General features: G+C 52.2%; 18 protein-coding genes, 1 tRNA gene and 2 pseudogenes. 6 read left to right on the forward strand and 15 right to left on the reverse strand.

From position 1 onward, the window contains the following. Positions 1 to 7: 7 nt before the first annotated feature. Positions 8 to 790 carry a 3-hydroxybutyrate dehydrogenase gene (locus CJO09_RS03105; protein ID WP_119441014.1) on the reverse strand — a complete coding sequence of 261 codons (783 nt, stop codon included), beginning with the start codon at positions 788 to 790 and terminating at the stop codon, positions 8 to 10. A gap of 148 nt (positions 791 to 938) precedes the next feature. Here CJO09_RS03105 and CJO09_RS03110 point away from each other — a divergent pair. Next, positions 939 to 1,028, forward strand: a tRNA-Ser gene (locus tag CJO09_RS03110). A 188-nt stretch (positions 1,029 to 1,216) separates the two neighbouring features. Here the strand turns inward: CJO09_RS03110 and CJO09_RS15895 are convergent. Together CJO09_RS15895 and CJO09_RS03120 are read right to left on the reverse strand one after the other, a co-directional pair. Further along, positions 1,217 to 1,357, reverse strand: a pseudogene (locus CJO09_RS15895) (HigA family addiction module antitoxin); the annotation flags it as partial. A 9-nt stretch (positions 1,358 to 1,366) separates the two neighbouring features. After that, positions 1,367 to 1,647: pseudogene (locus tag CJO09_RS03120) on the reverse strand (type II toxin-antitoxin system RelE/ParE family toxin). A 212-nt stretch (positions 1,648 to 1,859) separates the two neighbouring features. Here CJO09_RS03120 and CJO09_RS03125 point away from each other — a divergent pair. Then, positions 1,860 to 2,387 carry a hypothetical protein gene (locus CJO09_RS03125; RefSeq protein ID WP_119441016.1) on the forward strand — a complete coding sequence of 176 codons (528 nt, stop codon included), beginning with the start codon at positions 1,860 to 1,862 and terminating at the stop codon, positions 2,385 to 2,387. Here the strand turns inward: CJO09_RS03125 and serS are convergent. The 6 genes from serS to CJO09_RS03155 form a co-directional block, all read right to left on the reverse strand. Then, on the reverse strand, positions 2,360 to 3,694 hold the full coding sequence (serS, locus tag CJO09_RS03130) for a serine--tRNA ligase (protein WP_119441017.1): 1,335 nt from the start codon (positions 3,692 to 3,694) through the stop codon (positions 2,360 to 2,362). The genes CJO09_RS03125 and serS overlap by 28 nt on opposite strands. A gap of 45 nt (positions 3,695 to 3,739) precedes the next feature. Beyond that, positions 3,740 to 5,962, reverse strand: coding sequence for an NADP-dependent isocitrate dehydrogenase (locus CJO09_RS03135; protein ID WP_119441018.1), 2,223 nt, complete (start codon positions 5,960 to 5,962; stop codon positions 3,740 to 3,742). Between the two features lie 77 nt (positions 5,963 to 6,039). After that, a complete protein-coding gene (gene icd, locus CJO09_RS03140) occupies positions 6,040 to 7,302 on the reverse strand; it encodes an NADP-dependent isocitrate dehydrogenase (protein ID WP_119441019.1) in 1,263 nt (420 codons plus the stop codon). Beyond that, complete coding sequence (locus CJO09_RS03145; protein WP_119441020.1) at positions 7,299 to 8,639, reverse strand: replication-associated recombination protein A; 1,341 nt, start codon at positions 8,637 to 8,639, stop codon at positions 7,299 to 7,301. The genes icd and CJO09_RS03145 overlap by 4 nt, the downstream gene beginning before the upstream one ends. After that, the gene (gene lolA / locus CJO09_RS03150; RefSeq protein ID WP_119441021.1) at positions 8,639 to 9,268 is read right to left on the reverse strand and encodes an outer membrane lipoprotein periplasmic chaperone LolA; all 630 of its coding nucleotides are present in this window, start codon (positions 9,266 to 9,268) and stop codon (positions 8,639 to 8,641) included. The genes CJO09_RS03145 and lolA overlap by 1 nt, the downstream gene beginning before the upstream one ends. Next, on the reverse strand, positions 9,258 to 11,609 hold the full coding sequence (locus tag CJO09_RS03155) for a DNA translocase FtsK (RefSeq protein WP_119441364.1): 2,352 nt from the start codon (positions 11,607 to 11,609) through the stop codon (positions 9,258 to 9,260). The genes lolA and CJO09_RS03155 overlap by 11 nt, the downstream gene beginning before the upstream one ends. Before the next feature lie 43 nt (positions 11,610 to 11,652). Here CJO09_RS03155 and trxB point away from each other — a divergent pair, with 43 nt between their 5' ends. The 3 genes from trxB to CJO09_RS03170 all read left to right on the forward strand — a co-directional run bounded on the left by trxB (position 11,653) and on the right by CJO09_RS03170 (position 14,469). Beyond that, positions 11,653 to 12,609, forward strand: a complete 957-nt coding sequence (trxB, locus tag CJO09_RS03160) for a thioredoxin-disulfide reductase (protein ID WP_119441022.1) — start codon at positions 11,653 to 11,655, stop codon at positions 12,607 to 12,609. Continuing rightward, complete coding sequence (locus CJO09_RS03165) at positions 12,599 to 13,318, forward strand: Smr/MutS family protein (RefSeq protein WP_158582700.1); 720 nt, start codon at positions 12,599 to 12,601, stop codon at positions 13,316 to 13,318. The genes trxB and CJO09_RS03165 overlap by 11 nt, the downstream gene beginning before the upstream one ends. A 428-nt stretch (positions 13,319 to 13,746) precedes the next feature. Then, a complete protein-coding gene (locus CJO09_RS03170; RefSeq protein ID WP_179950509.1) occupies positions 13,747 to 14,469 on the forward strand; it encodes a hypothetical protein in 723 nt (240 codons plus the stop codon). On the opposite strand, the gene CJO09_RS03175 is transcribed toward CJO09_RS03170, so the two are convergent. From CJO09_RS03175 to CJO09_RS03200, 6 genes are all read right to left on the reverse strand, one after another. Further along, positions 14,447 to 15,688, reverse strand: coding sequence for a PepSY-associated TM helix domain-containing protein (locus CJO09_RS03175; RefSeq protein WP_245961206.1), 1,242 nt, complete (start codon positions 15,686 to 15,688; stop codon positions 14,447 to 14,449). The two genes, CJO09_RS03170 and CJO09_RS03175, sit on opposite strands and share 23 nt — an antisense overlap. 27 nt (positions 15,689 to 15,715) lie before the next feature. After that, positions 15,716 to 17,848 carry a TonB-dependent receptor gene (locus tag CJO09_RS03180; RefSeq protein WP_245961207.1) on the reverse strand — a complete coding sequence of 711 codons (2,133 nt, stop codon included), beginning with the start codon at positions 17,846 to 17,848 and terminating at the stop codon, positions 15,716 to 15,718. Between the two features lie 153 nt (positions 17,849 to 18,001). Continuing rightward, positions 18,002 to 18,946 (reverse strand): transglutaminase family protein, encoded by a 945-nt coding sequence (locus tag CJO09_RS03185; RefSeq protein ID WP_119441024.1) that lies wholly within the window; start codon positions 18,944 to 18,946, stop codon positions 18,002 to 18,004. Continuing rightward, the gene (locus CJO09_RS03190) at positions 18,943 to 21,501 is read right to left on the reverse strand and encodes a circularly permuted type 2 ATP-grasp protein (RefSeq protein WP_119441025.1); all 2,559 of its coding nucleotides are present in this window, start codon (positions 21,499 to 21,501) and stop codon (positions 18,943 to 18,945) included. Before CJO09_RS03190 ends, CJO09_RS03185 begins: the two co-directional genes overlap by 4 nt. Further along, positions 21,498 to 22,451: an alpha-E domain-containing protein gene (locus tag CJO09_RS03195; RefSeq protein WP_119441026.1), complete on the reverse strand. Its 954-nt coding sequence runs from the start codon at positions 22,449 to 22,451 to the stop codon at positions 21,498 to 21,500. The genes CJO09_RS03190 and CJO09_RS03195 overlap by 4 nt, the downstream gene beginning before the upstream one ends. Positions 22,452 to 22,485: 34 nt before the next feature. After that, positions 22,486 to 23,907, reverse strand: coding sequence for a circularly permuted type 2 ATP-grasp protein (locus tag CJO09_RS03200; protein WP_119441027.1), 1,422 nt, complete (start codon positions 23,905 to 23,907; stop codon positions 22,486 to 22,488). A 171-nt stretch (positions 23,908 to 24,078) separates the two neighbouring features. Between CJO09_RS03200 and CJO09_RS03205 the strand changes: the two genes are divergently transcribed. Next, complete coding sequence (locus CJO09_RS03205; protein WP_119441028.1) at positions 24,079 to 24,609, forward strand: MarR family winged helix-turn-helix transcriptional regulator; 531 nt, start codon at positions 24,079 to 24,081, stop codon at positions 24,607 to 24,609. The last annotated feature ends 38 nt before the right edge of the window (positions 24,610 to 24,647 follow it).

Genomic DNA, 24,647 nt, shown 5'->3' on the forward strand with positions numbered 1-24,647 from the left:
AGCACACCTAGCGCGCCGTCCAGCCCCCATCCAGGCTCAACGTTGAACCCGTCATTTGCTGGGCGGCATCGGAAGCCAGAAATACTGCGGCCCCGCCAATTTGGTCTGGCATCACAAACTGCAATGAAGGCTGCTTTTCCTCAAGCAGCAACTTTGCAGCCGCTTCAATATCCACCCCATGCTTTTCAGCCAGCGCTTCAATTTGACGCTCAACCAATGGCGTACGCACCCATCCCGGACAAATGGCGTTCGCAGTAATGCCCGTTCCCGCCGTTTCCAGAGCCGTCACTTTGGTTAACCCGACCACCCCATGTTTGGCGGCGACATAAGCCGCCTTTTGAGCGGACGCAACCAAACCATGGGCAGAGGCGATATTAATAATGCGCCCCCAACCCTGCTTCTTCATATGTGGCAGAGCAGCCGCGGTTGCATGAAACACTGCCGACAAATTCAACGCAATAACAGCATCCCAGCGATCCACCGGAAAATCCTCGATGAAGTCAGTATGCTGAATACCTGCATTATTCACTAAAATATCAATATTGCCCAGCGCCTGAACAGATTGTTCTACAAACTGGCGCACTGATTCGGCCTGGCTCAAGTCAGCATGGATGTACTCCACCTTAACCGGGTACTCCAAACGCAAATTGACTTGCAATTGTTCAATTTCATTGGCGTTTCCAAATCCATTCAGCACGATATCTGCGCCGTTCGCAGCCAGCTCACGCGCAATTGCCAACCCAATGCCACTGGTTGACCCCGTTACCACTGCTTTCTTTCCTACCAGCATCAATTCCCCTTTCTGTTCGTTCGCATACCTGAGCGGCCCAGACGGGTTTTATTCTATATAAAAGCCCTAACTGAAACAGCTAACGGTTTGTGCAAGGTGTTTGAATTATTGATAGAATAGCAGTCTTGCTGAGAAGTGACCGCAACACGGACAGGTGGCAGAGTGGTCGAATGCGCCGGACTCGAAATCCGGTATACGTTTAGGCGTATCGTGAGTTCGAATCTCACCCTGTCCGCCAATGATGGTCATTATTAAAGCCGCCGAAACTCAATTTTGGCGGCTTTTTTGTTTTGGGGCTATATGGCGTTACCCTAAAACAGGGGCATACATTAAATACAGATAATTACGCTGTTACAGCATGAGCCGGCTCAACATTCAATTTCCCCCCCGAATGCTCAGCCTGCCATAAATCATAAGCCACTTGACAGCGTGACCATGCAAAACCCGCGACAACGCCACCCGGCTAACACCCAACTGTCGCGCTGCCTCGGCAACTGAAATCCCTAACGCTGGAAGAACGTCTTCTCGTAACGTCTCTCCTGGATGAGGAGGGTTATGCATACGCATTTCGTTCTCCTAGTGATAATCTTGATAATCAACCAAAATGACGTCTTGGTCTTCAAACATAAATGTTAAACGCCAATTCCCGTTAACCCACACCGACCAATGTCCTTTCAGCTTGTTCCCTGCCAGGGCATGCAAACTCCACCCCGGAAATCCATATCATCGGGACTCAACGCATCATTCAACTGTCGCAGCTGACGTGCGAGTTTCGGCGCGTGGGCAGGTTGAATACCTGCCTTTGATCCTGTTTCGAAGAAACATTGCAAGCCGCGATGCCGAAAAGATTTGATCATGCATCATTGTATCGTTGAACTATACACAGCAATATCTCACCATCTCTCAGCCATTATTTCCTGCCCATAAGCCCATGCAAACCGACATGAAACATGCTTGCGCCGAATACTTGACAGCGATAATATGAAATTACGATGAAAAGTGCTGCGGCGCTGCATCTGATTCGGTTTTGGTCACAGTGCCACAGAGGCTTGTCCTACAGGAGGTTGCCATGGCCTTACAAACACTGAATTTCAATGTCGATCTGAATAACGACGGTGCATACAGCCTATGGGAGTTATGGCTGGTTGCCAAAGAACTCTATCGTGTCCCGGGAAACCTTGTGGTCGAAGGGCTGGGCAACATTCCGTTCGTCGCCGACGCACTTAATATCCGGGCCTCTGAATCAGCCGGTTACACCAGTTTGAACGGTACGCTGGCCGTTTTAATATCGTTGTTATTTTGGACGGCACTGCTTTTTACGGCGCTATCGTACTTATCGCCCGACGCCACCTCCGAGACCGATCCCGAACAAAAAAACAACGAAGCTAATTCACATCAGTCCGTACGAGAGCCAGTAGGCGCCACCCGACATCACAAGCATCACCACCCCGCTTCAACGTCGCCCATACCCGGCAAAGTCAGGCCGGCCTCGCTAACCGGGCATTTGGTTAACAAGCCACGCAGGTTCGCTCACTCGCGTCTGCGTCGCCCGAACCACAACCTGTTTTTCTACAAACGTTCCAAGCCGCCCATATAAGGCCGCAACACGTCCGGCACAATAACGGAACCGTCTTCCTGCTGGTAGTTTTCCACCACTGCAACCAGTGCCCGCCCTACAGCCAAACCTGAGCCATTCAACGTGTGCAGATATTCAGGTTTACCTTTTTCAGGGCGGTAACGCGCCTGCAAACGGCGCGCCTGGAAGGCTTCACAGTTCGATACCGAAGAAATTTCCCGCCAGGTATTTTGCGCCGGCAACCACACTTCAATGTCGTAAGTTTTGGCCGCCCCAAAACCCATATCACCATCACATAACAGCATGACGCGATACGGCACTTTCAGCTTCTGCAAAACCGACTCGGCATGTTGCACCATGTCATCCAGGGCGGCGTATGACTCGTCGGGGTGCGTAATTTGGACCAGCTCGACCTTGTCGAACTGATGCTGGCGGATCACGCCACGAACGTCGCGCCCGCCGCTACCTGCCTCGGAACGAAAGCAGGGTGTGTGAGCGGTAAGCTTGATAGGAAGATCGGCAACAGGCGTGATCGTGTCGCGCATCGACCCCGCCAACGTAATTTCCGAAGTGGAAATCAAATAAAGGTCTTCATGCTCAATGGGATTCCCATGCTCATCCACTGAATGATCATGCCCGCCTTTCGTCACCCAGAACATATCCTCCTTGAACTTGGGCAACTGGCCCGTTCCATACAAGGTTGAGCTGTTCACAATATAAGGCGTGTAGCACTCGGTATAGCCATGAGTTTCTGTTTGCAAATCGAGCATGAATTGCGCCATGGCGCGATGCAAACGAGCAGCGTGGCCACGCAACATCATGAAACGCGACCCCGCCAATTTGCGCGCCGATTCAAAATCCAGCCCGAAACGTTCTGCCAGCGTGACGTGATCAAGCGGTTCGAATGCCAAAGGGGCGGGGTTGCCATTGGCGTCGGACTCACCGGGAATCCAACGACGCACTTCAACGTTGTCGTCGGAAGAAGCACCTTCCGGCACCGACGGATGCGGTAAGTTGGGAATTGTCATGAGCCAACCATTCAATTCCGCCTGAATGCCCGACAACGCGTGTTCCAGCTCTTTGAGTTTGTCGGGAATGGCTTGAGACTCCGCCATTTCTTTGGACGCATCCTCGCCACGTGATTTCAATTGGCCAATCAGTTTCGACACGGCGTTACGTCGCGCCTGTAGATTTTCGGTTTCCACTTGCACCGCTTTGCGGCGCGCTTCCAGCGCCTCAAAACGCGCGGTATCGAAGGTAACACCGCGGCGGGCCAGCGCACTGACCACGCTGGATAAATCTTTACGCAACAACTGAGGGTCTAACATAATTGGCCTGAAACTATAAACTTAGCGAGACAACGTCCAATACCTTTACGCTAACGCAGCAATTGCCGCGTTCAACGTCGTGCTGGGCTGCATTGCGGCGTCGATCTTGGCGCTGTCGGGACGATAATAACCACCGATATCAACCGGCTTGCCTTGGGTTGCCTTCAGCTCTTCCAGAATCTTCGCTTCATTTTCTGTGAGCGTTTTCGCCAATTGCGTAAACTTGCCCTGCAATTCTGTATCGGTGGTTTGTGAAGCCAGCGCTTGCGCCCAGAACATAATTAAATAGAAGTGGCTACCACGGTTATCAAGCCCCCCCACTTTGCGTTCGGGCGACTTGTTTTCATCGAGCAACTTACCCGTAGCCTGATCAAGCGTTTCAGCGAGCAGTTTAGCGCGTGGGTTGTTGTAAGCATTACCCAGATGCTCCAGCGATGCCGCCAAAGCCAGGAACTCGCCCAACGAATCCCAACGCAGGAAGCCCTCTTCCACAAACTGCTGAACGTGTTTGGGCGCTGAACCACCCGCACCGGTTTCAAACAAACCACCACCGGCCATCAGCGGTACGATGGACAGCATTTTCGCACTGGTACCCACTTCCAGAATAGGGAACAGGTCGGTAAGGTAGTCGCGCAACACGTTGCCGGTAACGGAAATGGTGTCTTTACCCTGACGAATACGCTCGAGAGAGAAAAGCGTTGCATCGACCGGCTTCATAATGCGGATATCCAGACCGTTTGTATCGTGGTCTTTCAGGTAGCGCTCCACCTTCTGAATCAGTTGGGCATCATGGCCGCGTTGTGCATCAAGCCAGAAAACTGCCGGCGTGTTGCTCAGGCGTGCGCGTGTAACCGCCAGCTTGACCCAGTCTTGAATGGCGGCGTCTTTGGTTTGACACATGCGCCACAAATCCCCTTTTTCCACCTCGTGCTCAAGCAACACGTTGCCCGCGGCATCGGTGACGCGCACCACGCCGTCGGCAGGAATCACAAAGGTTTTATCGTGAGAACCGTATTCTTCAGCCGCCTGCGCCATCAGGCCGACGTTAGGCACACTGCCCATCGTTGCCGGGTCAAGGGCACCATTTTTCTTGCAGTCTTCAATAACCGCCTGATACACGCCGGAATAGCAGCGATCTGGAATCACAGCCTTCGCTTCCTGCTGCTCACCTTTTGAATTCCACATGGTGCCGGAATCACGCACGACAACGGGCATAGAAGCATCGATAATAACGTCGCTGGGCACGTGCAGGTTGGTGATACCTTTATCGGAATTCACCATAGCCAACGAAGGGCGCTCGTTATACAAAGCGTCGATATCAGCCTTGATCGTGTTTTGCTGATCTTCAGGCAACGCCGCAATTTTTGCGTATAAATCGCCGATGCCGTTGTTGGGATCAAAACCAATCTTTTCAAGCGTATCAGCGTGTTTGGCCAATACTTCTTTATAGAAGACCGACACCACGTGACCAAAAATTACCGGGTCGGACACCTTCATCATGGTCGCTTTCAGATGCACGGAAAACAGCACACCCTGTTTTTTGGCGTCTTCAATTTGCGCTTCCAAAAAGCTGCGTAATTTGCCCACCGACAGCACAGCTGCATCAATGACTTCACCGGCTTTCAACGCGGTTTTTTCTTTCAAAACCGTTTTACCGCCGTCTTTTGCGGTCAATTCGATTTTGACATCGCCCGCCTGGTCGACCGTAACCGACTTTTCGCTACCATAAAAGTCGCCCTCTTCCATGCTGGCGACATGCGCTTTGGAGTCGGACTTCCAGGCGCCCATGCGATGCGGATGCTTGCGCGCATAATTCTTTACCGACAAAGGCGCCCGGCGATCGGAGTTACCTTCACGCAAAACCGGATTGACCGCACTGCCTTTGACTTTGTCGTAACGTGCCTTAATGTCTTTTTCTTCATCATTCTTGGGCTCGTCGGGATAATCAGGCAAAGCGTAGCCCTGAGCCTGCAACTCTTTAATTGCCGCTTTCAATTGGGGAATAGAGGCACTGATATTCGGTAATTTAATAATGTTGGCTTCCGGCTTTTTCGCCAGCTCACCTAACTCGGCCAACGCATCGGGGGTTTTCTGCTCGGCAGTCAGCTTATCGGGAAACACCGCCAAAATTCGCCCCCCCAGCGAGATGTCACGCGTTTCCATGGCGATCCCGGCGGTGCGCGCAAAAGCCTCTACCATGGGAAGCAGGGAATGGGTTGCCAGAGCAGGTGCCTCGTCGGTCAGGGTATAGATAATCTTAGAAGTCATAGTTTCCTCGTAAACCTGGGTTGGGCTTTTAAATCTTATATAAGATACAAGACAATGATCGTATTATAACGACCACATCACTGCAACGACATTCCTTCAACAATTTCACGGCCAAAGCCCGAGCACGATACTTGACTGGCACCCGGCATCAGACGGGCAAAATCATAGGTAACCACCTTCCGCTCAATCGCGGCCTCAAGCCCCTTCAGAATAAGATCGGCTGCTTCAAACCAGCCCATATGACGCAACATCATCTCGGCTGAAAGAATAGCTGAGCTTGGGTTGACATAGTCTTTTCCTGCATATTGGGGGGAAGAACCATGGGTTACCTCGAATAACGCAACGGTATCCGAAAGGTTCGCGCCTGGCGCAATCCCGGTGCCCCCAATTTGCGCCGCCAGTGCTGAAGAAAAATAGTCGCCATTCAGATTCGACGTCGCAATGACATCGAACTCCATCGGTCGCAACAGCGATTGAGCCAAGAAAGCATCAGCCAACGTATCTTTCACAACGATGTCCCGGTCGGTGCGGGGATTACGAATGCGGCACCGAGGGCCGCCGTCGACCAGTTGTGCATCAAATTCCGTGCGCGCCAACTCGTATCCCCAATCACGAAATGCCCCTTCGGTAAATTTCATAATATTGCCCTTATGTACCAGCGTGACCGAATGACGATCGTGATCAATGGCGTATTGAATCGCTTTTCGCACGAGTCGTTGGGTCCCTTCGCGAGAGATGGGCTTAATGCCGATAGCGGTTGTGTCGGGGAATCGGATCTGGCTGCTTTGCAATTCATCCTGAAGAAACTGAATGAGTGCGTGTGCTTGTTTCGACTCGGCCGGGTATTCAATTCCCGCATACACGTCTTCGGCGTTCTCCCTGAAAAGCACCATATTGGTTCTTTCCGGATGACACACCGGTGAAGGCACGCCTTTGATGTAGCGCAACGGCCGCAACGAGACATATAAATCGAGCTGCTGGCGTAAAGCCACATTGAACGAACGAATCCCGCTGCTTACCGGGGTGGTAAGCGGGCCTTTAATGGCGACGCTGAAGTCCTTGATTGCTTGCACCGTTTCTTTCGGCAAACCTTCTTCGCCATAGATCTGCGCTGCCTTGGCTCCGGCGTACACCTCCATCCAATGAATGGCACGGCGCCCGGTATAGGCCTTATCAACCGCGGCATCAGTCACGCTGCGCATCACCGGCATAATATCCGCTCCGGTACCGTCGCCCTCGATAAAAGGAATTACGGGTTGGTCGGGAACCTGCAGCCCCCCAACAGCATCAACGCAAATTTTTTCCCCTGAACCGGGCACCTTAATATGTTGGTATGTCATGATTTAACCTCGTCGTCCAGGCTACGCAAGAACGCCATTTTTTCAGCAATTTTTATTTCCATGCCGCGCGCAACCGGCTGATACCAATTTTGCGCCGGCATGCCCTCCGGCAAATAGGTTTCGCCGGCCGCATAGCCGTGCGGCTCATCATGGGCATAACGATACGCGTGCCCATACCCTAACTCTTTCATTAGCCGCGTAGGTGCATTACGTAAATGCACAGGCACCTCACGACTTTTATCTTGTTTTACAAATGCCTTGGCTTGATTGTACGCAACATAACCGGCATTACTTTTGGCGGCAATGGCCAGATACATAACGGCTTGGGCAAGCGCCAACTCACCCTCGGGAGAACCCAGACGATCGTATGTAACTGCCGCCTCGTTGGCGATCTGCATGGCCCGGGGGTCTGCCAAACCAATATCTTCCCATGCCATGCGGATAATTCTGCGCGCAAGATACTTGGGATCGGCCCCGCCGTCCAACATGCGGCAAAGCCAGTACAAGGAAGCGTCTGGATTCGAGCCCCGAACGGACTTATGCAGAGCACTGATTTGATCGTAAAATGCGTCGCCGCCTTTGTCGAACCGGCGCAAGTTCTGCGATAAGGCAACCTCCAGCCATTCGGGATCAATCAGCGACCGACCCGCCGCGCGGGCGGCTTCCGCCACTACTTCCACCGCGTTGATCAAACGACGGGCGTCACCGTCAGCCCAGGCGGCCAACTGTTTGCATGCGTCGTCGCTGAGCGCCAGCACGCCGGCATTCGCTTCGCGGGTTTCATCTTCATTCAACACCGTTAGCGCTTGCGCCGCCAACCGCGTTAAATCGTCTGATGAAAGCGGCTCGAGAACATATACCCTGGCCCGAGACAATAACGCTGAGTTCACCTCGAATGAAGGATTTTCAGTGGTCGCACCAATAAAAGTGAACAGGCCGCTTTCAACATACGGCAAGAAGGCGTCTTGCTGCGCTTTATTGAAGCGATGCACTTCATCGACAAACAAAATGGTGCGGCGCCCCTGGCTCTGCGCCACCTGCGCGGCAGTAACGGCGTCCCGTATATCTTTAACCCCCCCCAATACAGCGGAGATTGCCAGAAACTGAGCATCGAATCCAGCGGCCATCAATCGGGCCAACGTGGTTTTACCCACACCCGGCGGCCCCCAGAAGATCATGGAATGCGGCCGCCCCGACTCAAAGGCAACACGCAACGGCTTGCCTTCACCCAACAAATGTATTTGCCCGGCAACCTGATCCAATGTGCGAGGGCGCAAGCGCTCCGCCAAAGGCGCCCCGGAAGCCAATTTATGGGAGGAATGAGAAAACAGGTCCATTACTGTCGCAAAACGACATGATCGACGCCATCGGGAACGACAAACCGGAAAGCGTCGTCGGGAAGCTCCGGGTTCGTTTGTACCGACTCAAAACGAATCACGGTGGTTTGCCCGAAGCCGTCAAGCAACTTAAGTTCAACGGGCAGGCCGTCTTTAAAGCCCAGATCAACGTGTTGAAATCCGGCATCCGCGCTTCTCGGTTTCGCCCTTAACCAGGCCACACCGTTCTTGACCGGCAACTCTTGAATTTCAAAAGCCTCTTCCAGCTCGCCTGAACCAAACAGAATGGCTGCAGGCGACGCCCCGACAGACTCGTCCACCGACCGCTCGGTTACCTGTGCCAGATCGGGATCGTATTGCATGACCTGCCGACCATTGGAAACAATTAACTGTTCATAAGGCTGAATAATTTCCCATTTAAACCGACCAGGCCGCTTAAAGGAAAAGTCGCCGGTTTGCGGGGCCTTTGTTTCGCCCGTTTGCGTTTCAGTTTGCTGCGAGAACTTACCGGACGCGGCTTGAACCTGCTCGTTGAACTGGCTTAATTGTGCCCGCGCACTGGTTTGGGCCTGGCCCAACATCGGCAACATACCAATAACAACAGCCAGCAAGAAAGATTTAATCTGCATTAGCGGAATCTCCAGGGACCAGAATTTCACGATTGCCATTTGCCTGCATGGCCGACACCAGCCCGGCTTGCTCCATTTGTTCCAGCAACCGTGCCGCGCGGTTATAACCAATGCGCAAATGACGTTGAACCGAGGAAATAGATGCCCGTTTGTTCTTAAGAATGACCTCAACCGCCTGATCGTACAAAGGATCGGTTTCCGCGTCGGCAAATCCGGTAACACTGCTTACGCCATCACCTGTTTCACCCTCAACCGCTCCTTCCAGCAAGCCCTCAACGTAATTTGGCTCACCTTGCTCTTTCAAGCGTTCCACCACACGGTGAACTTCGTCGTCGCTAACGAACGCACCATGCACCCGTACCGGCAACGCTGTGCCGGGGGGCATATAGAGCATATCGCCCTGGCCCAACAATGTTTCCGCCCCCATTTGATCCAAAATAGTGCGGGAATCAACCTTGGAGGAGACCTGAAAAGCAATACGTGTCGGAATATTTGCCTTGATCAAACCGGTGATTACGTCGACACTGGGACGTTGTGTCGCCAAAACAAGATGAATCCCCGCGGCGCGGGCTTTCTGCGCCAAACGCGCAATCAACTCCTCGATTTTCTTGCCCACAACCATCATCAAATCGGCCAGCTCATCGATAACGACCACGATGGTCGGCAACGTTGATAACGGTTCGGGCTCGTCGGGTGTTAGAGAGAAAGGATTCGGAATAGTTTCACCGCGTTTGGTGGCTTCTCGAATTTTATTGTTGTAACCCGCCAAATTACGCACACCCATTTTGCTCATCAACCGATAGCGCTTTTCCATTTCGCCCACACACCAGTTCAAGGCGTTGGCAGCATGACGCATATCGGTTACAACCGGCGCAAGCAAATGCGGAATCCCTTCGTAAATACTCATTTCAAGCATTTTCGGATCAATCAGGATCAACCGTGTTTGCGACGCGTCGGCCTTGTACAAAAGCGACAGAATCATGGCGTTGATCCCCACCGACTTGCCCGATCCGGTTGTGCCGGCCACCAAAAGGTGGGGCATTTTGGCCAAGTCGGCCACCACCGGGTTGCCGGCGATATCCTTACCCAAAGCGATGGTGAGCGTCGACGCGCCCAAGTGATAAGTTTGAGAACCGATAATCTCGGATAGCTTCACCATTTGCCGGCGCGGGTTGGGAAGCTCAAGCCCCATTAGATTCTTGCCTGGAATGGTTTCCACCACACGGATGCTGACCAAACTGAGCGCACGTGCCAGGTCTTTGGCCAGGTTCACAATTTGACTGCCTTTCACACCGGTGTCGGGCTCAATTTCGTAACGCGTAATAACCGGGCCGGCCTGGGCGGCCACAACCGTGACCCCTACCCCGAAATCAGACAATTTCTTCTCGATGAGGCGCGAGGTGAACTCAATGGTTTCCGGCGAAACCGTTTCCGGGGCATCTGTTACGGCATCCAGCAATCCTATTTCAGGAATATCCCCCGAGGCATCGGAGGGTGGCGCAAACAAGGTTTTCTGTTTTTCTTTTTCGGCACGTGCAGACCGCGGAATCGCCACAATGGCCGGCTCGATGCGAACCGGTTGCTCGTGCACCAGCTTTTCCTGAGTGGCAACCACTTTCTCTTCGCGTTCAGCCTTTTTGGTTTCTCCTACCTTGCGATCTTCACGGGCGACTTTGAACTGCCAAAGACGAACCAGTAAACGTTCAACCGCAGCCCCGACCCGCTCAACCACATTAAGCCAGGAAAAACGGAAAAACAGACTGGCGCCCACTGCAATAAACACCAGCAGTAATAGCGACGAGCCTGTCATTCCCAAAAGATACGCCAGCGCCTGGCCCAATAACTTGCCCAGTTCGCCGCCGGCCCCTGCCGGCAGGGCCGCCGCGATCGTGGGTCGCTGCAACGCTTCTGTGCCCATAACGCCGATAAACAGAAGAAAAAAACCAACCCCGACTTCCCAACGCAGGCGGGGTAAAGGGTCTGGCCGAGCCGAATCGGGCATCAAATGACCGGTGAGGCGATAAAACCCGACCGCAACACGTTGCGCGAGCAGAATCACCCAAAGCCAGGCCGAATAACCGAACAGGAACAAAAGCAAATCGGCGATATAAGCGCCCAGCGTGCCGCCACGGTTCAATGTTACGCTAGAGTGCACGGAGTGCGACCAGCCGGGGTCAGACGGCGACCAGGTCGCCAGCACCAATGCCAGCCAAGACGCCAGTGCGGCGAAGAAAATCCAACGCGCCTCGCGCAGCAAACCGGATACCCGGGTTTGCAGGGGTGAGGGGCCATTGCGCACATTGCGCGAGGAACGGGTAGGTGCTGCCGGTAATCTAGACATGGACTCATTATAATTGGCTGACACTAATTTCGGATATTCTGTCATGACCACTGCAAAACACGCCAAAGTCATCATTCTTGGATCCGGCCCTGCCGGCTATACCGCGGCCGTCTATGCTGCCCGCGCCAACCTGAAACCCGTTCTCATCACCGGGCTTGAACAGGGAGGCCAGCTCATGACCACAACGGATGTCGACAACTGGCCTGCAGATGCCGCCGGCGTGCAAGGCCCCGACCTCATGCAACGTTTCCAGGAACATGCTGAACGCTTCGAAACCGAAATGGTATTCGACCATATCGCCGGCGTCGACTTATCAAAACGACCCTTCACCCTTAATGGAGACTCAGGCGACGTCTACACATGTGACGCCCTGATCATCGCCACCGGCGCCTCGGCCCAATACCTGGGACTGCCGTCTGAAGAGGCGTTCATGGGTCGCGGCGTATCCGCGTGCGCGACGTGCGACGGCTTTTTCTATAAAAAACAAGATGTTGTAGTCGTAGGCGGCGGCAATACAGCCGTTGAAGAAGCGCTCTATCTTTCAAACATATGCAACTCTGTTACGTTGATTCACCGCCGCGACAAGTTCCGCGCCGAGCCCATCATGGTCGACAAAATGATGGAAAAGGTCAACAACGGCAACATGCACCTGAAACTTTTCTATGAATTGCAAGAGGTTTTGGGCGACAACAGCGGCGTCACGGGTGTACGTATCCGCAATAACCAATCTAATGAAACTGAAGACCTCGATGTTACCGGTGTGTTTATTGCCATCGGCCACAAACCCAATACAGATATCTTCAGCGGCCAACTGAATATGGAAAATGGCTACATCATTACTAAAAGTGGTTTGAACGGTTTGGCAACAATGTCTTCTGTACCCGGCGTCTTTGCTGCCGGAGACGTCCAGGATCATGTTTATCGTCAAGCCATTACCAGTGCCGGTACGGGTTGTATGGCGGCACTGGACGCACAGCGCTGGTTGGAGAATGAAGGTTAATAAACACGGGTTGGCCGACCTTAAAAAGTTGCACCGACAAGCGTTGGCGGAACCGCTCGAAAAATCAGTCGAACCTGCAGGCAAGCCGAACCATGCCTTAAAAAATCCGCAGGGTCGACCTTCTGATTCGGGCATCACCGCCCAAACACTCACGCCTGAAGACCGCGCGTTGTTTAAACGCGCGGTACGCACAGTTAAACCACTTCGGCCATCGAATATTGTCATTTTGCCGCCTACGCCTAAAGCACACCCCAACGTGTTAAGGCAAAAACGGCAATTGGCAACAGGTCGTAACCCGGAACCCCTGTCGCAACGCTTTTCCGACCACTACCACCCGTCTCAACCTCAATGGGAACCGGGAAGCTATCTTAGGTTGGGCAATGGCCCCGACGTTCTGAAAAACCTGAAACGCCAGAAATGGCCCATTACAGCCAGCCTGGACCTTCATGGTGCAACACTGGACGAAGCTCGCACGCGCATGGAGCAGTTCTTGCAGTCATGCCTTGCTCATCGGGTGAAATGCATTCGTATCGTTCATGGCAAAGGCTATGGCTCGCGCGAAGGAACGCCCGTGCTGAAGGATTCGGTTAGAAGATGGTTAACGCAATTCGACGCCGTCATTGCATTTGCCGAATGCAACGAACAGAATGGCGGAGCGGGTGCGGTGCAGGTACTGCTTGATCTTCCCAAAACCCAGTCGATTGATTAACAAGTAATCGCAAAGCAAAATACAAAGGCCGGTGAATACTCACCGGCCTTTGCTTTTCTTGATTATTATGGGTACCGCTTCCTGCCATTTAATGACAGATATAGTTTTATATCCGAATTATCGGTTTGCCCATGCAGGGCTTGTCTCCTCACCTGCATGAAATGAATTGTGCACGACTTGCTACAACTTGACACTTAGGGATTGCACTTAGGTCGTGCAAAAAGTTACTAAATGGTGCAATCGGCACTTACCACTCTTAGGCATGCCGCACCACTTTGGTGCGCAATGTCCGGTTCCACGCGCAATTCTCATCACATTACCGCCAAACGAGCATCTATTCGAGCCCGGCATTTCTGCTAAAGTGCAAAACATGTCTTTGAAGCCATACACTGTTTAAGTAGGGCAGCAATGCCTGAAGCGCCCCTGGAATGAATCAACGACGCATACTCGGCCTACTTCTGGTCATCAACCTCATGCTTGGCGGGTGCGTGGCCATTAATAATCCCAACGGCACAGGCCCCAGCAACGAAGACATGACGTTTGACCAAATGGTACAAACCGACTTCAACCGCACGGTCACGATTGCCATGCGAGACAACCTCGATAGCTTGAAAGTTCTTGCTGAAAAGCTATATCGTCGTAACCCGAACCAATGGCGCAAGACGACCGCAGAAAACATTGAAGAAGCCATTAAGCGCAGCAACACGGCGATAGACTCGCGCACGCCGCCTGGCGCGCTGCGGGGTTTAAGCGACATACAAATTTTATCTGTTTCGCTGGATCCCACCTACCCGGGCGACCGGGTTGCGGCGTTTGTGTATGGTTTGGCCGATACCATTATCCGCGCGCACAACGGTAAAACCCGTTTTTACGTAACCGACTCAATCGACGCACAACATGTATTCAATGCTGCACGCAACGTGGAAATTGCGGCATGGCTACTGGCTACACGCAAAGACAAACATAACCAGCCTTTATTGTTGGCTAATGAAATCGGCCCCGATGGGGCCAACTTAAGTTTCGAAAGGGAATTCGGCCAAATCATCGGGCGGCTAGACCTGATTGCCAACCTACTGGACGAAAACCTGCGACGCGTCGGCATCAACTACGTTCAAGGTTTGCTGTTTTTTAATTTTCTGCCAGTGCGCTGAAACGTCGGGCACGTCGTTTTCTGGCCCAAATCACAACACCCGTTATTGCCAAAGCCGCCACAAGCAAACCCATTACCGACATTAAAATACGGCCGAACAAACCTAAAATACGCCCCGAATGCAACGGAAACTGCAGTTGCACGAAAATATCGGCGGCGGTTCCCTTCCAGGGCACGTATTCTCCAAGATATCGGCCGTCTTGAGCATCAAAATACATATTCGCTATTTCCATACCCCCGCTGGAATGGTCGGCTCCGGGATGAAAAAATGCCACACTGTAAAAACCCATGTTTCTGGCGTAAAAAATGCCGGCGGGCGGACGCTCCCACTGCTCCTGCTGCGCTCTTTCCTGCGCTATGTCACGTATGTCCTGGAACGTTAGCGCTGGCTCTATCGGCTGGTTAAATGGAGTCGAAGGCCGGGTTTCAAAAGGCCCCGGCGTCACCTTGGAAACCATGGACATCGCTGGGTAAAACACCTCCCTGTACAAATTCAGGGAAAAAGACGTAAACGCAATAATAAAAATCAAACCCCACGCCCACAGGCCAATAGCACGATGGTAGTCGAAGTTCAGTTTGTACGCCCCAGCATTCAGGCGCATTTTCCACGCAGGTTTCCAGCGCTGAAACCAACTGGTTCTTGAACGTGCGGATGTTGAGCGCGCGGATGAATTTCGTTTGGGCAGCGTTAAATAGAAGCCAATAAAACTATCCAGCAACCACACTAAAGCAATAATCCCCATTAGCTGGTATCCCCAGCGATCAGAACCCCAAAAGGCCGGAACATGCAAATTCTCGTGCAACTGACGTAAAAATGGCATCAGGGTACGCGTTGAAAGCGACACATTCGACGTATCGCGCTGCCCGATTATCTCGCCGGTTACCGGATCCATGAAAACCTGGTCGTAACCCAAATCGTACAATTGCCCATCCGGCCCCACCCTTGGCTGCACCATGAATGACACAGAATGCCCTGCTTCATATTGCAAGGGCATATACACAACCTGCGCGCGCGGATCGCCGGCTTCAACCCGACCCGCCAGCTCGTCGAACGGTAAGAAAGCCCCTTCGGAACTGACCGTATAAAGATCTTTATTCAACCATTCATCAATTTGATGTTCCCAGGAAATCACCGCACCGGTTAGACCGGCGACGATCAGAAAAAGGGCAATAAACAACCCGACCCAACGGTGCAATAAAGTGGCGACACGACGCAACATAAAATCAATAACCTGCCGTATACGCCATTAGTATTCGAGAGACGCCGAGAGCATGAACGTGCGCGGTGCGCCAACGGTAAGGTAACTTGAGCCTGGGTAGCCACCTGCCGACGCCCAGTAGTTCTTGTTTGCCACGTTTAAAACATCGGCACGCAATGTGAGCAAGTGGCCTTGCACCTCGGTAAGATAGCGCGCGCCCAAATCAACTCGAGTCCAGGCTGGAATTTGCTGTGTATTGGCAGCGTCAACATATTGCGACGAAGTGTGCACCACACGGCCACTTAAAGTCAGACCACTGGAACCGGGCACGTCCCACTCAAGCCCGGCATTAGCAATAAATTGGGGTGCCCCAATAGCGCGATTACCGTCATTCGCGCCGCCCGCCGTTTGCTGTTGTTTTGCATCCAGGAAGGTCATGCCTCCCAACACACGCAAACCACGCATCGGCTCGCCATAAAAAGTTAATTCCGCGCCACGATTACGCTGTTTTCCGTAAACACCATAGACACGCGTAGTCGGATCAACATAGGCGGTTGGTTGATCCAGCGTAAACAGAGACGCACCCAAGCCGAGATCCCCGTTATCGAATTTGATACCCACCTCTTTCTGCTTGGTTTTAACCGCATCAAAAGTGGCGCCCAAATTTACCGGCACTGGATTAAAACCGGAAGCCGGGCCAACTTGTGTGAGCCCTTCAATATAATTGGCGTACAGCGAAATAGTATCGGTAGGCTTAACCACCAAACCCACTACTGGCGAAATGGCCGTGGAACGATTCGACGGCTGGTTGGCCTGGCCTGTGTTGTAGTCGTATGATTGATTTTCTATTACCTGGTAACGCGCCCCAACCGTTAGTAAAACGCGCTCTTGTGCGAATGCCAGCGTATCGGAAACCGCAATACTGTGATTACGTGTTTGCAGTGTGCGCTTGGGATCATCCAACGACCCTCCCGTGAACGAGGGTGCCGCCGGCAAAGGTTGCGTTACCGGGTTGTACAAATTCGAATTGGTGGTCGGATAGTACTCGTAGGCGTTCTTGCTTTCAAAATTATAGAAATTAAGCGCAACATTCACTTTGTGCCCGACCGAACCGGTTTCAAATTCCGCCCGCGCCCCAACCTCACCGGTTAACACACTGTCTTTGCGTTCCCCACGAAAAGCGTTCTGAGTCATATCACCCATTGCATTAGTAACCGTCGGATTAGCAAGCAAAGAAGACTCTTCACTTTCTCTCATGCCCAATGCCGCCCAGGCAACAATGCGGTCGGTCACATCGAACTCGCCACGTAAGGTGCCAAAAACATCGCGGGCGTTGGAAAACGTATAGTCTTGCGCCACATTACGTTCTGCATCAATGGCCGATGGAATTTCGAGCCCCGAGGCAAACGTGATGCTTGGCTGACTTCTTTTAAGGCGATGATCTTGCCAACCAATGTCGGCAGACAGACGGGTGCGGTCACCTTTCCAGTCGATACCCAAACCGACAGCGCCTAATCGCCGGTGCTCGTCGTCAACTGCACTACCGCCCGAGCGCGTGACCGCATTTAGCCGTATCCCCGTGCGATTCTCCGGACCAAAGCGCCGCGCCATATCTACAGCCACATAGCCCTGATTCCCACTTTCCCAACCGGCAGATCCACGCATAAGCGGCTCATTAGGCGCCCGCTTGGGCACCACATTGATTGAACCACCCAAACCGCTGTTACCTGGGGCTGCCCCGTTGAGAAAAGCGTTGGCCCCTCTGAAAACATCAAGACGTTCGATAAACTCAGCAGCCAGATACTGCCGGGGCAGCAGCCCATACAACCCGTTGTATGTGACGTCGTCGGAGTAAAGCGGAAACCCGCGGATCATGTAAAGCTGCTGATAATTGCCAAACCCCCGTGCAATTCGCACCGTGGGATCGCTTTGCAGAATATCGGCCACACTGCGAGCCTGCTGATCGCGGATAAACTGATTTGTATATTCCACACTGTTGAACGGCATATCCATTACATCGACCGTTCCCAATATGCCCAGCCTACTGCCCGTGGCCACCTGCCCTCCCGCAAATACGGGCGACAAACCTTCTGAAGAAGCGTCTGCACTGGCCTCCACGACAATGGGCTGTAGCGTTTGTACTGATGACTCCTGTGCACTTGCAGCCCCCCATGACCCCATTAGCACGAGAGAAAATCCTATAAATGGTACGGTACGATTCATAATAATGGTAATGTTGATATTGGTATTGATATTGAAAACTATTATCAATTATTTCAATTTATATTATGAATTGCAAACCGCAGGGGCAATAATGTTGTTTATCGACACCTTTCAGCGTTCAAAATGACTCAGTGGCGTGTCAAACCCCATTTTTGATTCATTTTCAGGGCAGACCGTCACAGCAATATCCAATGTATGTGCGCCACTGCCGATCATCATGCCGCGCACCGGGGAAATATCCGCATAATCACGACCCCAGCTTAAAGTGATGTGCTCGGTATTCACAAAAATATTGTTGGTGGGGTCGCTATCAATCCACCCAAAACCCGGCATATAAACAGACACCCAGGCATGCGACGCATCCGCCCCAACCAAACGGGCCTGGCCTTCCGGCGGGTGCGTAAGAATATAGCCACTGACATAACGCGCAGCCAAACCAACCGAACGCAAACACGACAACATTAAATGAGCGAAGTCCTGACACACCCCTTTACGATGATCAAACACGTCGGTGACCGGTGTGGACACAGTTGTTGCCGTCGGATCAAAAGTAAACTCCGAATAAATTCTGTTCTGCAGCGCTCGAATAAGCCCACACAAAGATTGACCGGGAAACATCATTTCCCGAGTCCAATCAGCAAACACCCGTTTAACGCGAACATGCGACGACTCGTACAAAAACTTCATCGCCTCAAAATCCGAAGCTGAGTAACGTTTACCCGGCGCAAATCGATAAAAATCAACCACCTCCTCCAACGGCAAATCAACCGATGCAGCAGGCAAGTAGCGTGGTTTGACCTCAACCCGGGAGCGTGACCGGAACTCAAGTTCAGTATGCTCTTGTTCCAGACAAAACAATAAAACCTCATTCCCGAATGCGTCGCGCGTGGTATGGATATGCGACGGTAGTGGCTGAATATCAACGTGACACGAATACACATCCTGCCAAGGCAATTGCCGCGGCGTCAGACGCAGGATCTGACGCGACAAACTGACCGGCAATTGATAGCGGTACAAGGTGTCATGCATTACCTGATAGACCATACTGACGCTCATGACGCCTCCTCGCCCGGCACATCAACCACATCATTGTCGTGATAATGATCTGCGAGTAAGAAGTATTGCCGACTGATGTCGCGCGTTAGCGTGTCCACCAGCTTTTGCGCCAGTTCACATAACCCAACCAAACGTTCGCAAACCAGACGATGATTTACTTGGGGCGCAACAAACTGGCCCAGATCAAACGATTGCAACTGCTCACCCAAGGTGTCCGACAGCACAACGGATTGCCCACCGCTTAATTCAAAATCATTCAAGCGGGAACGAATTTTTTCACACTGATATTTCAGGGAATGCGGGTTAGTCGGGTCAAACAAAGTGATGTAAATAACCGACAGCAACTCCGGTTCCCGCCGATAACGGGCGCGATAGGTCACCACACTATTCAAAAGCCTCAGGGCACTGCCTTCGAAAATCTTTTGTTCGGCAGAAGGGAGCTGCAAAAAATACGCCATCACCTGTCCGGCATGGCGAAGCCGCTCAACCACCCTTCCCAGCTCAAGGAACGACCAGCCGTCATCGCGCGTCATCTGCTCATGCACAAATCCGCCCAGCGAGGCACACATTAACGCCAAGTTATCGAGATGTGACTGCACCGCAGGTAAAGAACGCGGCATCACAGCCACCGAATTTCGCATTTTGCTGATCACCAGCCAATTGTCTTGCGAGAGCCGCTCTTTAACATTCCACCCGCAAAAATAAAGCCGATAAACATTGTTTACCAAAGACTCAACGGCATCAGACTGGGAGATCGCAGCTCGAAGCAACTCGAGCGCTCCGTGCATTGGGTGGTGGGCAGTCGGCCCGGCCTGCATAATGAACATTTGCTCGCACAACTTGTGCACCAATGCCACTTTCTGTTGATCGATCTGCGTATCATTGCCCACCAAACCCGCGAGTAATTGCAGACAACGCACGACATGCTCACAACGTGCACCATAGCGCCCCATCCAGAAAAGGTTATCACCGACACGCGCTGAAACATCAACATGCGAAGCCAGCAAATCCTCCAGACTTAGGTCCGAAGCTATCTGGGCGTCAGCGGGATCAGGACCCTCGCCATTGGAGAGCCCTTTTTTGGCGGACAAGGATACCTGGGTTACCCAGACATCCTTGCTCGCCCCCTGATTACGACGCGAAAGCAAAGTTTGGCTGCGGTCATAACCCACATGCGCTATGCCGCCGGGCATGACGGCATAAGACCCATCCGGCCTGGCCACGGCAAAAACACGCACCAGATAGGGGTAAGCATCCAGAGAGACTGACCCGGCTTCGGCAATATCCGGGGTCAGCGCCAGATCCAATGCCTCATGCGCGACATACGCCTGGGGTTGCGCCTCAATACTTTGTCGAAGTGACTGCTGCTCTTTTTGGCTCAACGCTCTTACCAAAACCGTATCCTGCGTCATCCCCGTAAAAGCAGGCTTAATAACCAGATCATTTAAATGAGCCAACACGTAGTCCAGCGAACCGGCGTCTCCGCACCACCATGTTTGCACAGACGACATTTTCAACGGCTCACCCAGCAACTTGCTGCACAAACCCGGCAAATACGCTTGCAAGCCGGGCGATTCAAGCACGCCACTACCCAGCGCATTTGCCATAATCAGATTGCCTTGCCGAATCACATGCACCAGCCCGGGCACACCCAACATTGACCCGGCATCCAGTTCCATCGGGTCACACTCCCGATCATTCATGCAACGTAAAACGACATGGACTTTTCTCAAGCCCCGTAGTGTTTTCATATATAAAAAGTCGTCTCGCACTGTCAGATCGGCGCTTTCGACCAACGGGAAGCCCAACTGACTCGACAAATAGGCATGCTCAAAATAAAGATCGTGTTCGGGACCCGGCGACAACAGAACGACGATTGGGTTATCAGCACGATTCGCTGCGTAGTGCTTCAACGTCTGCTGCAATGTTTCATAAAAGGCTGTTTGGTGGCGAACATGTGAGGCGGAAAATGCTTCGGCAAGAATGGGCGCCACGATTTGACGGTTCTGCAGAGCGAACCCAGCCCCCCGGCAATCTTGTGTATAGTCGGCTATTAACTTCCAGCGCCCGTCGGCGCAACGTGCAATATCGGCCGCATAAAGATGCAATTTCGGGGCGTGGCTGGGAAGCAAGTACTGACAGGGCCACAAATAGCCTTTTTGACCAAGCACTAAAGCGGCCGGAATATCGCTATTCGACAAAAGCTGTTGCTCGCCATAAATATCCGACAAGACGTAATCCAACAGCTTTGCTCGTTGCGCGATCGCGCCGGCAATCGTGGCCCACTCGTCCTGCTCAATCGCTACCGGCACCAAACTTAAACGCCAGGGCTGATACAACCCTTCAACCTCGGAATAAGCGTTATAACTGAGCCCAAAACTGCGCAGCCGTTCAGCCACAAGGTCGATAGGCTCCTGAAAAGAATTTTCGGCAAAGCCTTCCAACTGGCGCACAAGCGGTACCCAATGAGGTCTTACAGCACCATGTTGATCCAGCAGTTCATTGTAATGACCGGCGTGATTCAAATACTGATTAAGCAATGCGTCTTGTCTCATTTGAACGGAACCAGAAAATCTCGGCTAATTCGTTCGCCCAACTCGTTTACACGCGAAAGATAAGTTTCAAGGTATTCATGCAAACCGGTCGCAAAGATTTCGCTGACCGATCCGTATTTCAAGTCGGCATACAGCCGACCCGCCATCTTGACCGTTGTGTGAGAAGCTGAATCGTGCAAAGACGCCACCATTTTGGCCATGTTTCCCGTGCACGCGGCCAAAGAGCGTGGCATGTCTTCACGAAGTATCAGTAACTCAACCACTGCTCGCGAACTAATGGCATCACGATAAAGACGGCGGTAGATTTCAAAGCCGGAAAGCGAACGCAACAATGATGCCCAGTAATAAAACTCGGCCGACACATCAACTTGACTACCCGCCGAATCGTGCGGAGTCCCCCGCTGAAATTTAACGTCAAGAATTCGGGCAGTATTGTCTGCTCGCTCGAGAAACGTCCCCAGGCGTGTAAAGTGATAAGCCTCATCGCGCAACATAGTTCCAACCTGAACACCGCGCAATAAATGGGAACGCAATTTAATCCAGTCAAACAAACGTACCGGATCTTTTTGCAAAACTCGACCTTTAAGCATTTTGTTCATTTCAAGCCAAGTTCCATTAAGCGTTTCCCAAACCTCCGTAGGCAAAACACCACGAACCGCGCGGGCATTCTCTCGTGCAGCACGAACGCAACTCAACATTGAGGACGGGTTATCGGGATCTTGCACCATGAAATCGATGACATCAGTTGCCGAGGCGCGAGAAAATGTCGCGAAATACTGGTCGGACAACTCGGAAATTTCCAGCACACCGCGCCAATTACCCTCTGCATACTGATCAGTCGTGCTCAACAGCGCTGTTTGATAGCTTACTTCCAGCATTCGGGCGGTGTTCTCGGCACGTTCCGCGTAACGTGCCATCCAGAAAAAATGGTCTGCAGTCCGACTTAACATGCTTGCCCTCGCATCTTTGGCAGTTGTGTGCCGCTTAACTTACAACCCAGGTATCTTTGGTTCCGCCGCCTTGCGACGAATTAACCACCAACGACCCTTTTTTTAGTGCTACACGCGTCAACCCACCTTGCACCATGGATATGCGTTTTGAACCCGTTAAAACGAACGGACGCAAATCGATGTGGCGCGGCGCAACCCCTTCTTCAACAAAAGTGGGGCATGTAGAAAGTGCCAGGGTGGGTTGCGCAATATAACGGGTTGGATCCGCCTTAATCAGGCTGCGAAATGTATCAAGCTCTTTTTTTGTCGCGTAAGGCCCAACCAGCATACCGTACCCTCCGGCTCCGTGCGTTTCTTTAACAACCAAATTGGATAAATTCGCCAATACATAACTGAGATCTTCCGGACGCCGGCACACAAAGGTTTCCACGTTCTTAAGCAAAGGTTGTTCGCCCAAGTAAAACTGAATCATGTCTGGTACATAGGGGTACACCGACTTGTCATCGGCAATGCCCGTTCCAATTGCATTGCACAGCGTTACATTACCCGCACGGTAAACCGACATGAGACCTTTAACACCCAGTTGTGAGTCTTCACGAAAAACAGCCGGATCAAGAAAGTCATCATCAACGCGGCGGTAAATAACATCAACCCGCTGAGGGCCCCGCGTGGTACGCATATACAAATAATTGTCTTTCACAAAAAGATCCGGCCCCTCAACCAGTTCGACACCCATTTGCTGAGCCAAAAAAGCATGCTCAAAATAGGCCGAGTTATACATACCGGGCGTAAGAACCACAATTGTGGGGTCATCCACTCCCCCCGGTTCTGCACTGGTTAAGGCATCGAGCAATAAACTGGGATAATGCGCTATCGGCGTAATTCGATTGGACGCAAAAAGCTCGGGGAACAGGCGCATCATCATGCGCCTGTTTTCAAGCATGTAGCTCACTCCGGAAGGCACGCGAAGGTTGTCTTCAAGCACATAAAACTCACCACTTCCCGCGCGAACAATATCAATTCCGGCAATATGCGCATAAATATTGTGGGGCACATCCAAACCCACCATTTCGGGACGAAACTGCGTGTTGGCAAGAACCAGATCCTCAGGAATACGATTGGCGCGCAGAATATTTTGCTCGTGATAGATATCGTGCAAAAACATATTCAATGCCGTAACGCGCTGACGCAAGCCTTCTTCAAGCAAGGCCCACTCAGTTGCGGGAAAAATGCGCGGAATAATATCAAAAGGTATCGTACGCTCGGTACCCGCCTGATCACCGTACACGGCAAACGTAATGCCAACCTGCTGAAAAATAAGCTCGGCTTCTTCCCTTTTATGGGTGATGTCCTGGAACGCCTGCTCTTTCAGCCAAGATTCAAACGCTTGATAGTGTGAACGAACCGCCGGCTTAGTCACGCCCGGATTCACCCACATCTCGTCATAAAACGACATGCATTCCCCCAATTGGAAAAGGTTGAACTCATTTTACATGCCGTCGTTGAACCTGGTTATCGCACTGCAGGCCCAATGTACCGACTTGTTTGCTGACGCCCAGCGGACACATTACACTCTTTGCTTTGCAATGGCAGACATTGCCTACCCACTTCTAAAACAGAACCCTGCATGGACACCAAACCTAAAGGTCGCAGCATTCGCCCGAACCCCGACAACTGCCCATGGACAAATGTACAGGAAGACGGTCACAGCCTGACGGTTGACCAATTCCCCAGTACTGTCATCGTGCAGTTGGCCAACTCCTTGCGGCGTGAGGTAACAACCAAATATGCAGAAAAATATGGCCTGACGGTTTCTGAGTGGCGATTATTATCGCTATTGGCGCGATTTGCACCCATTCCATTCGGCGAATTGGTAGCCTTGTCGGGCTCGGATAAGGCTTTGGTCAGCCGAACCTTGCGCGCGCTCGAACAACACGGCTTCTGCAAAGTTCAGCCGGAACCGGGCGGCCACAAGAAAAAACTGATATGTGAGATTACGCATGCAGGACTGGCCAAACATGAAATCGTCATGCCGGTGGCCCAACGATTGCAAGCCGCCGTCCTGGCGCAACTGACCAAAACCGAACGCGAAATAATGTATTCCGCGCTCATGAAACTGCATGACGCTTGCGATAGCGGCAAACTGACACTCGATTAAAGTTTTACAAAAACAATTTAATTGATGTTTATCCTATG

This window comes from Neopusillimonas maritima, assembly GCF_003576595.1.
Classification (GTDB): Bacteria; Pseudomonadota; Gammaproteobacteria; order Burkholderiales; family Burkholderiaceae_B; genus Neopusillimonas; species Neopusillimonas maritima.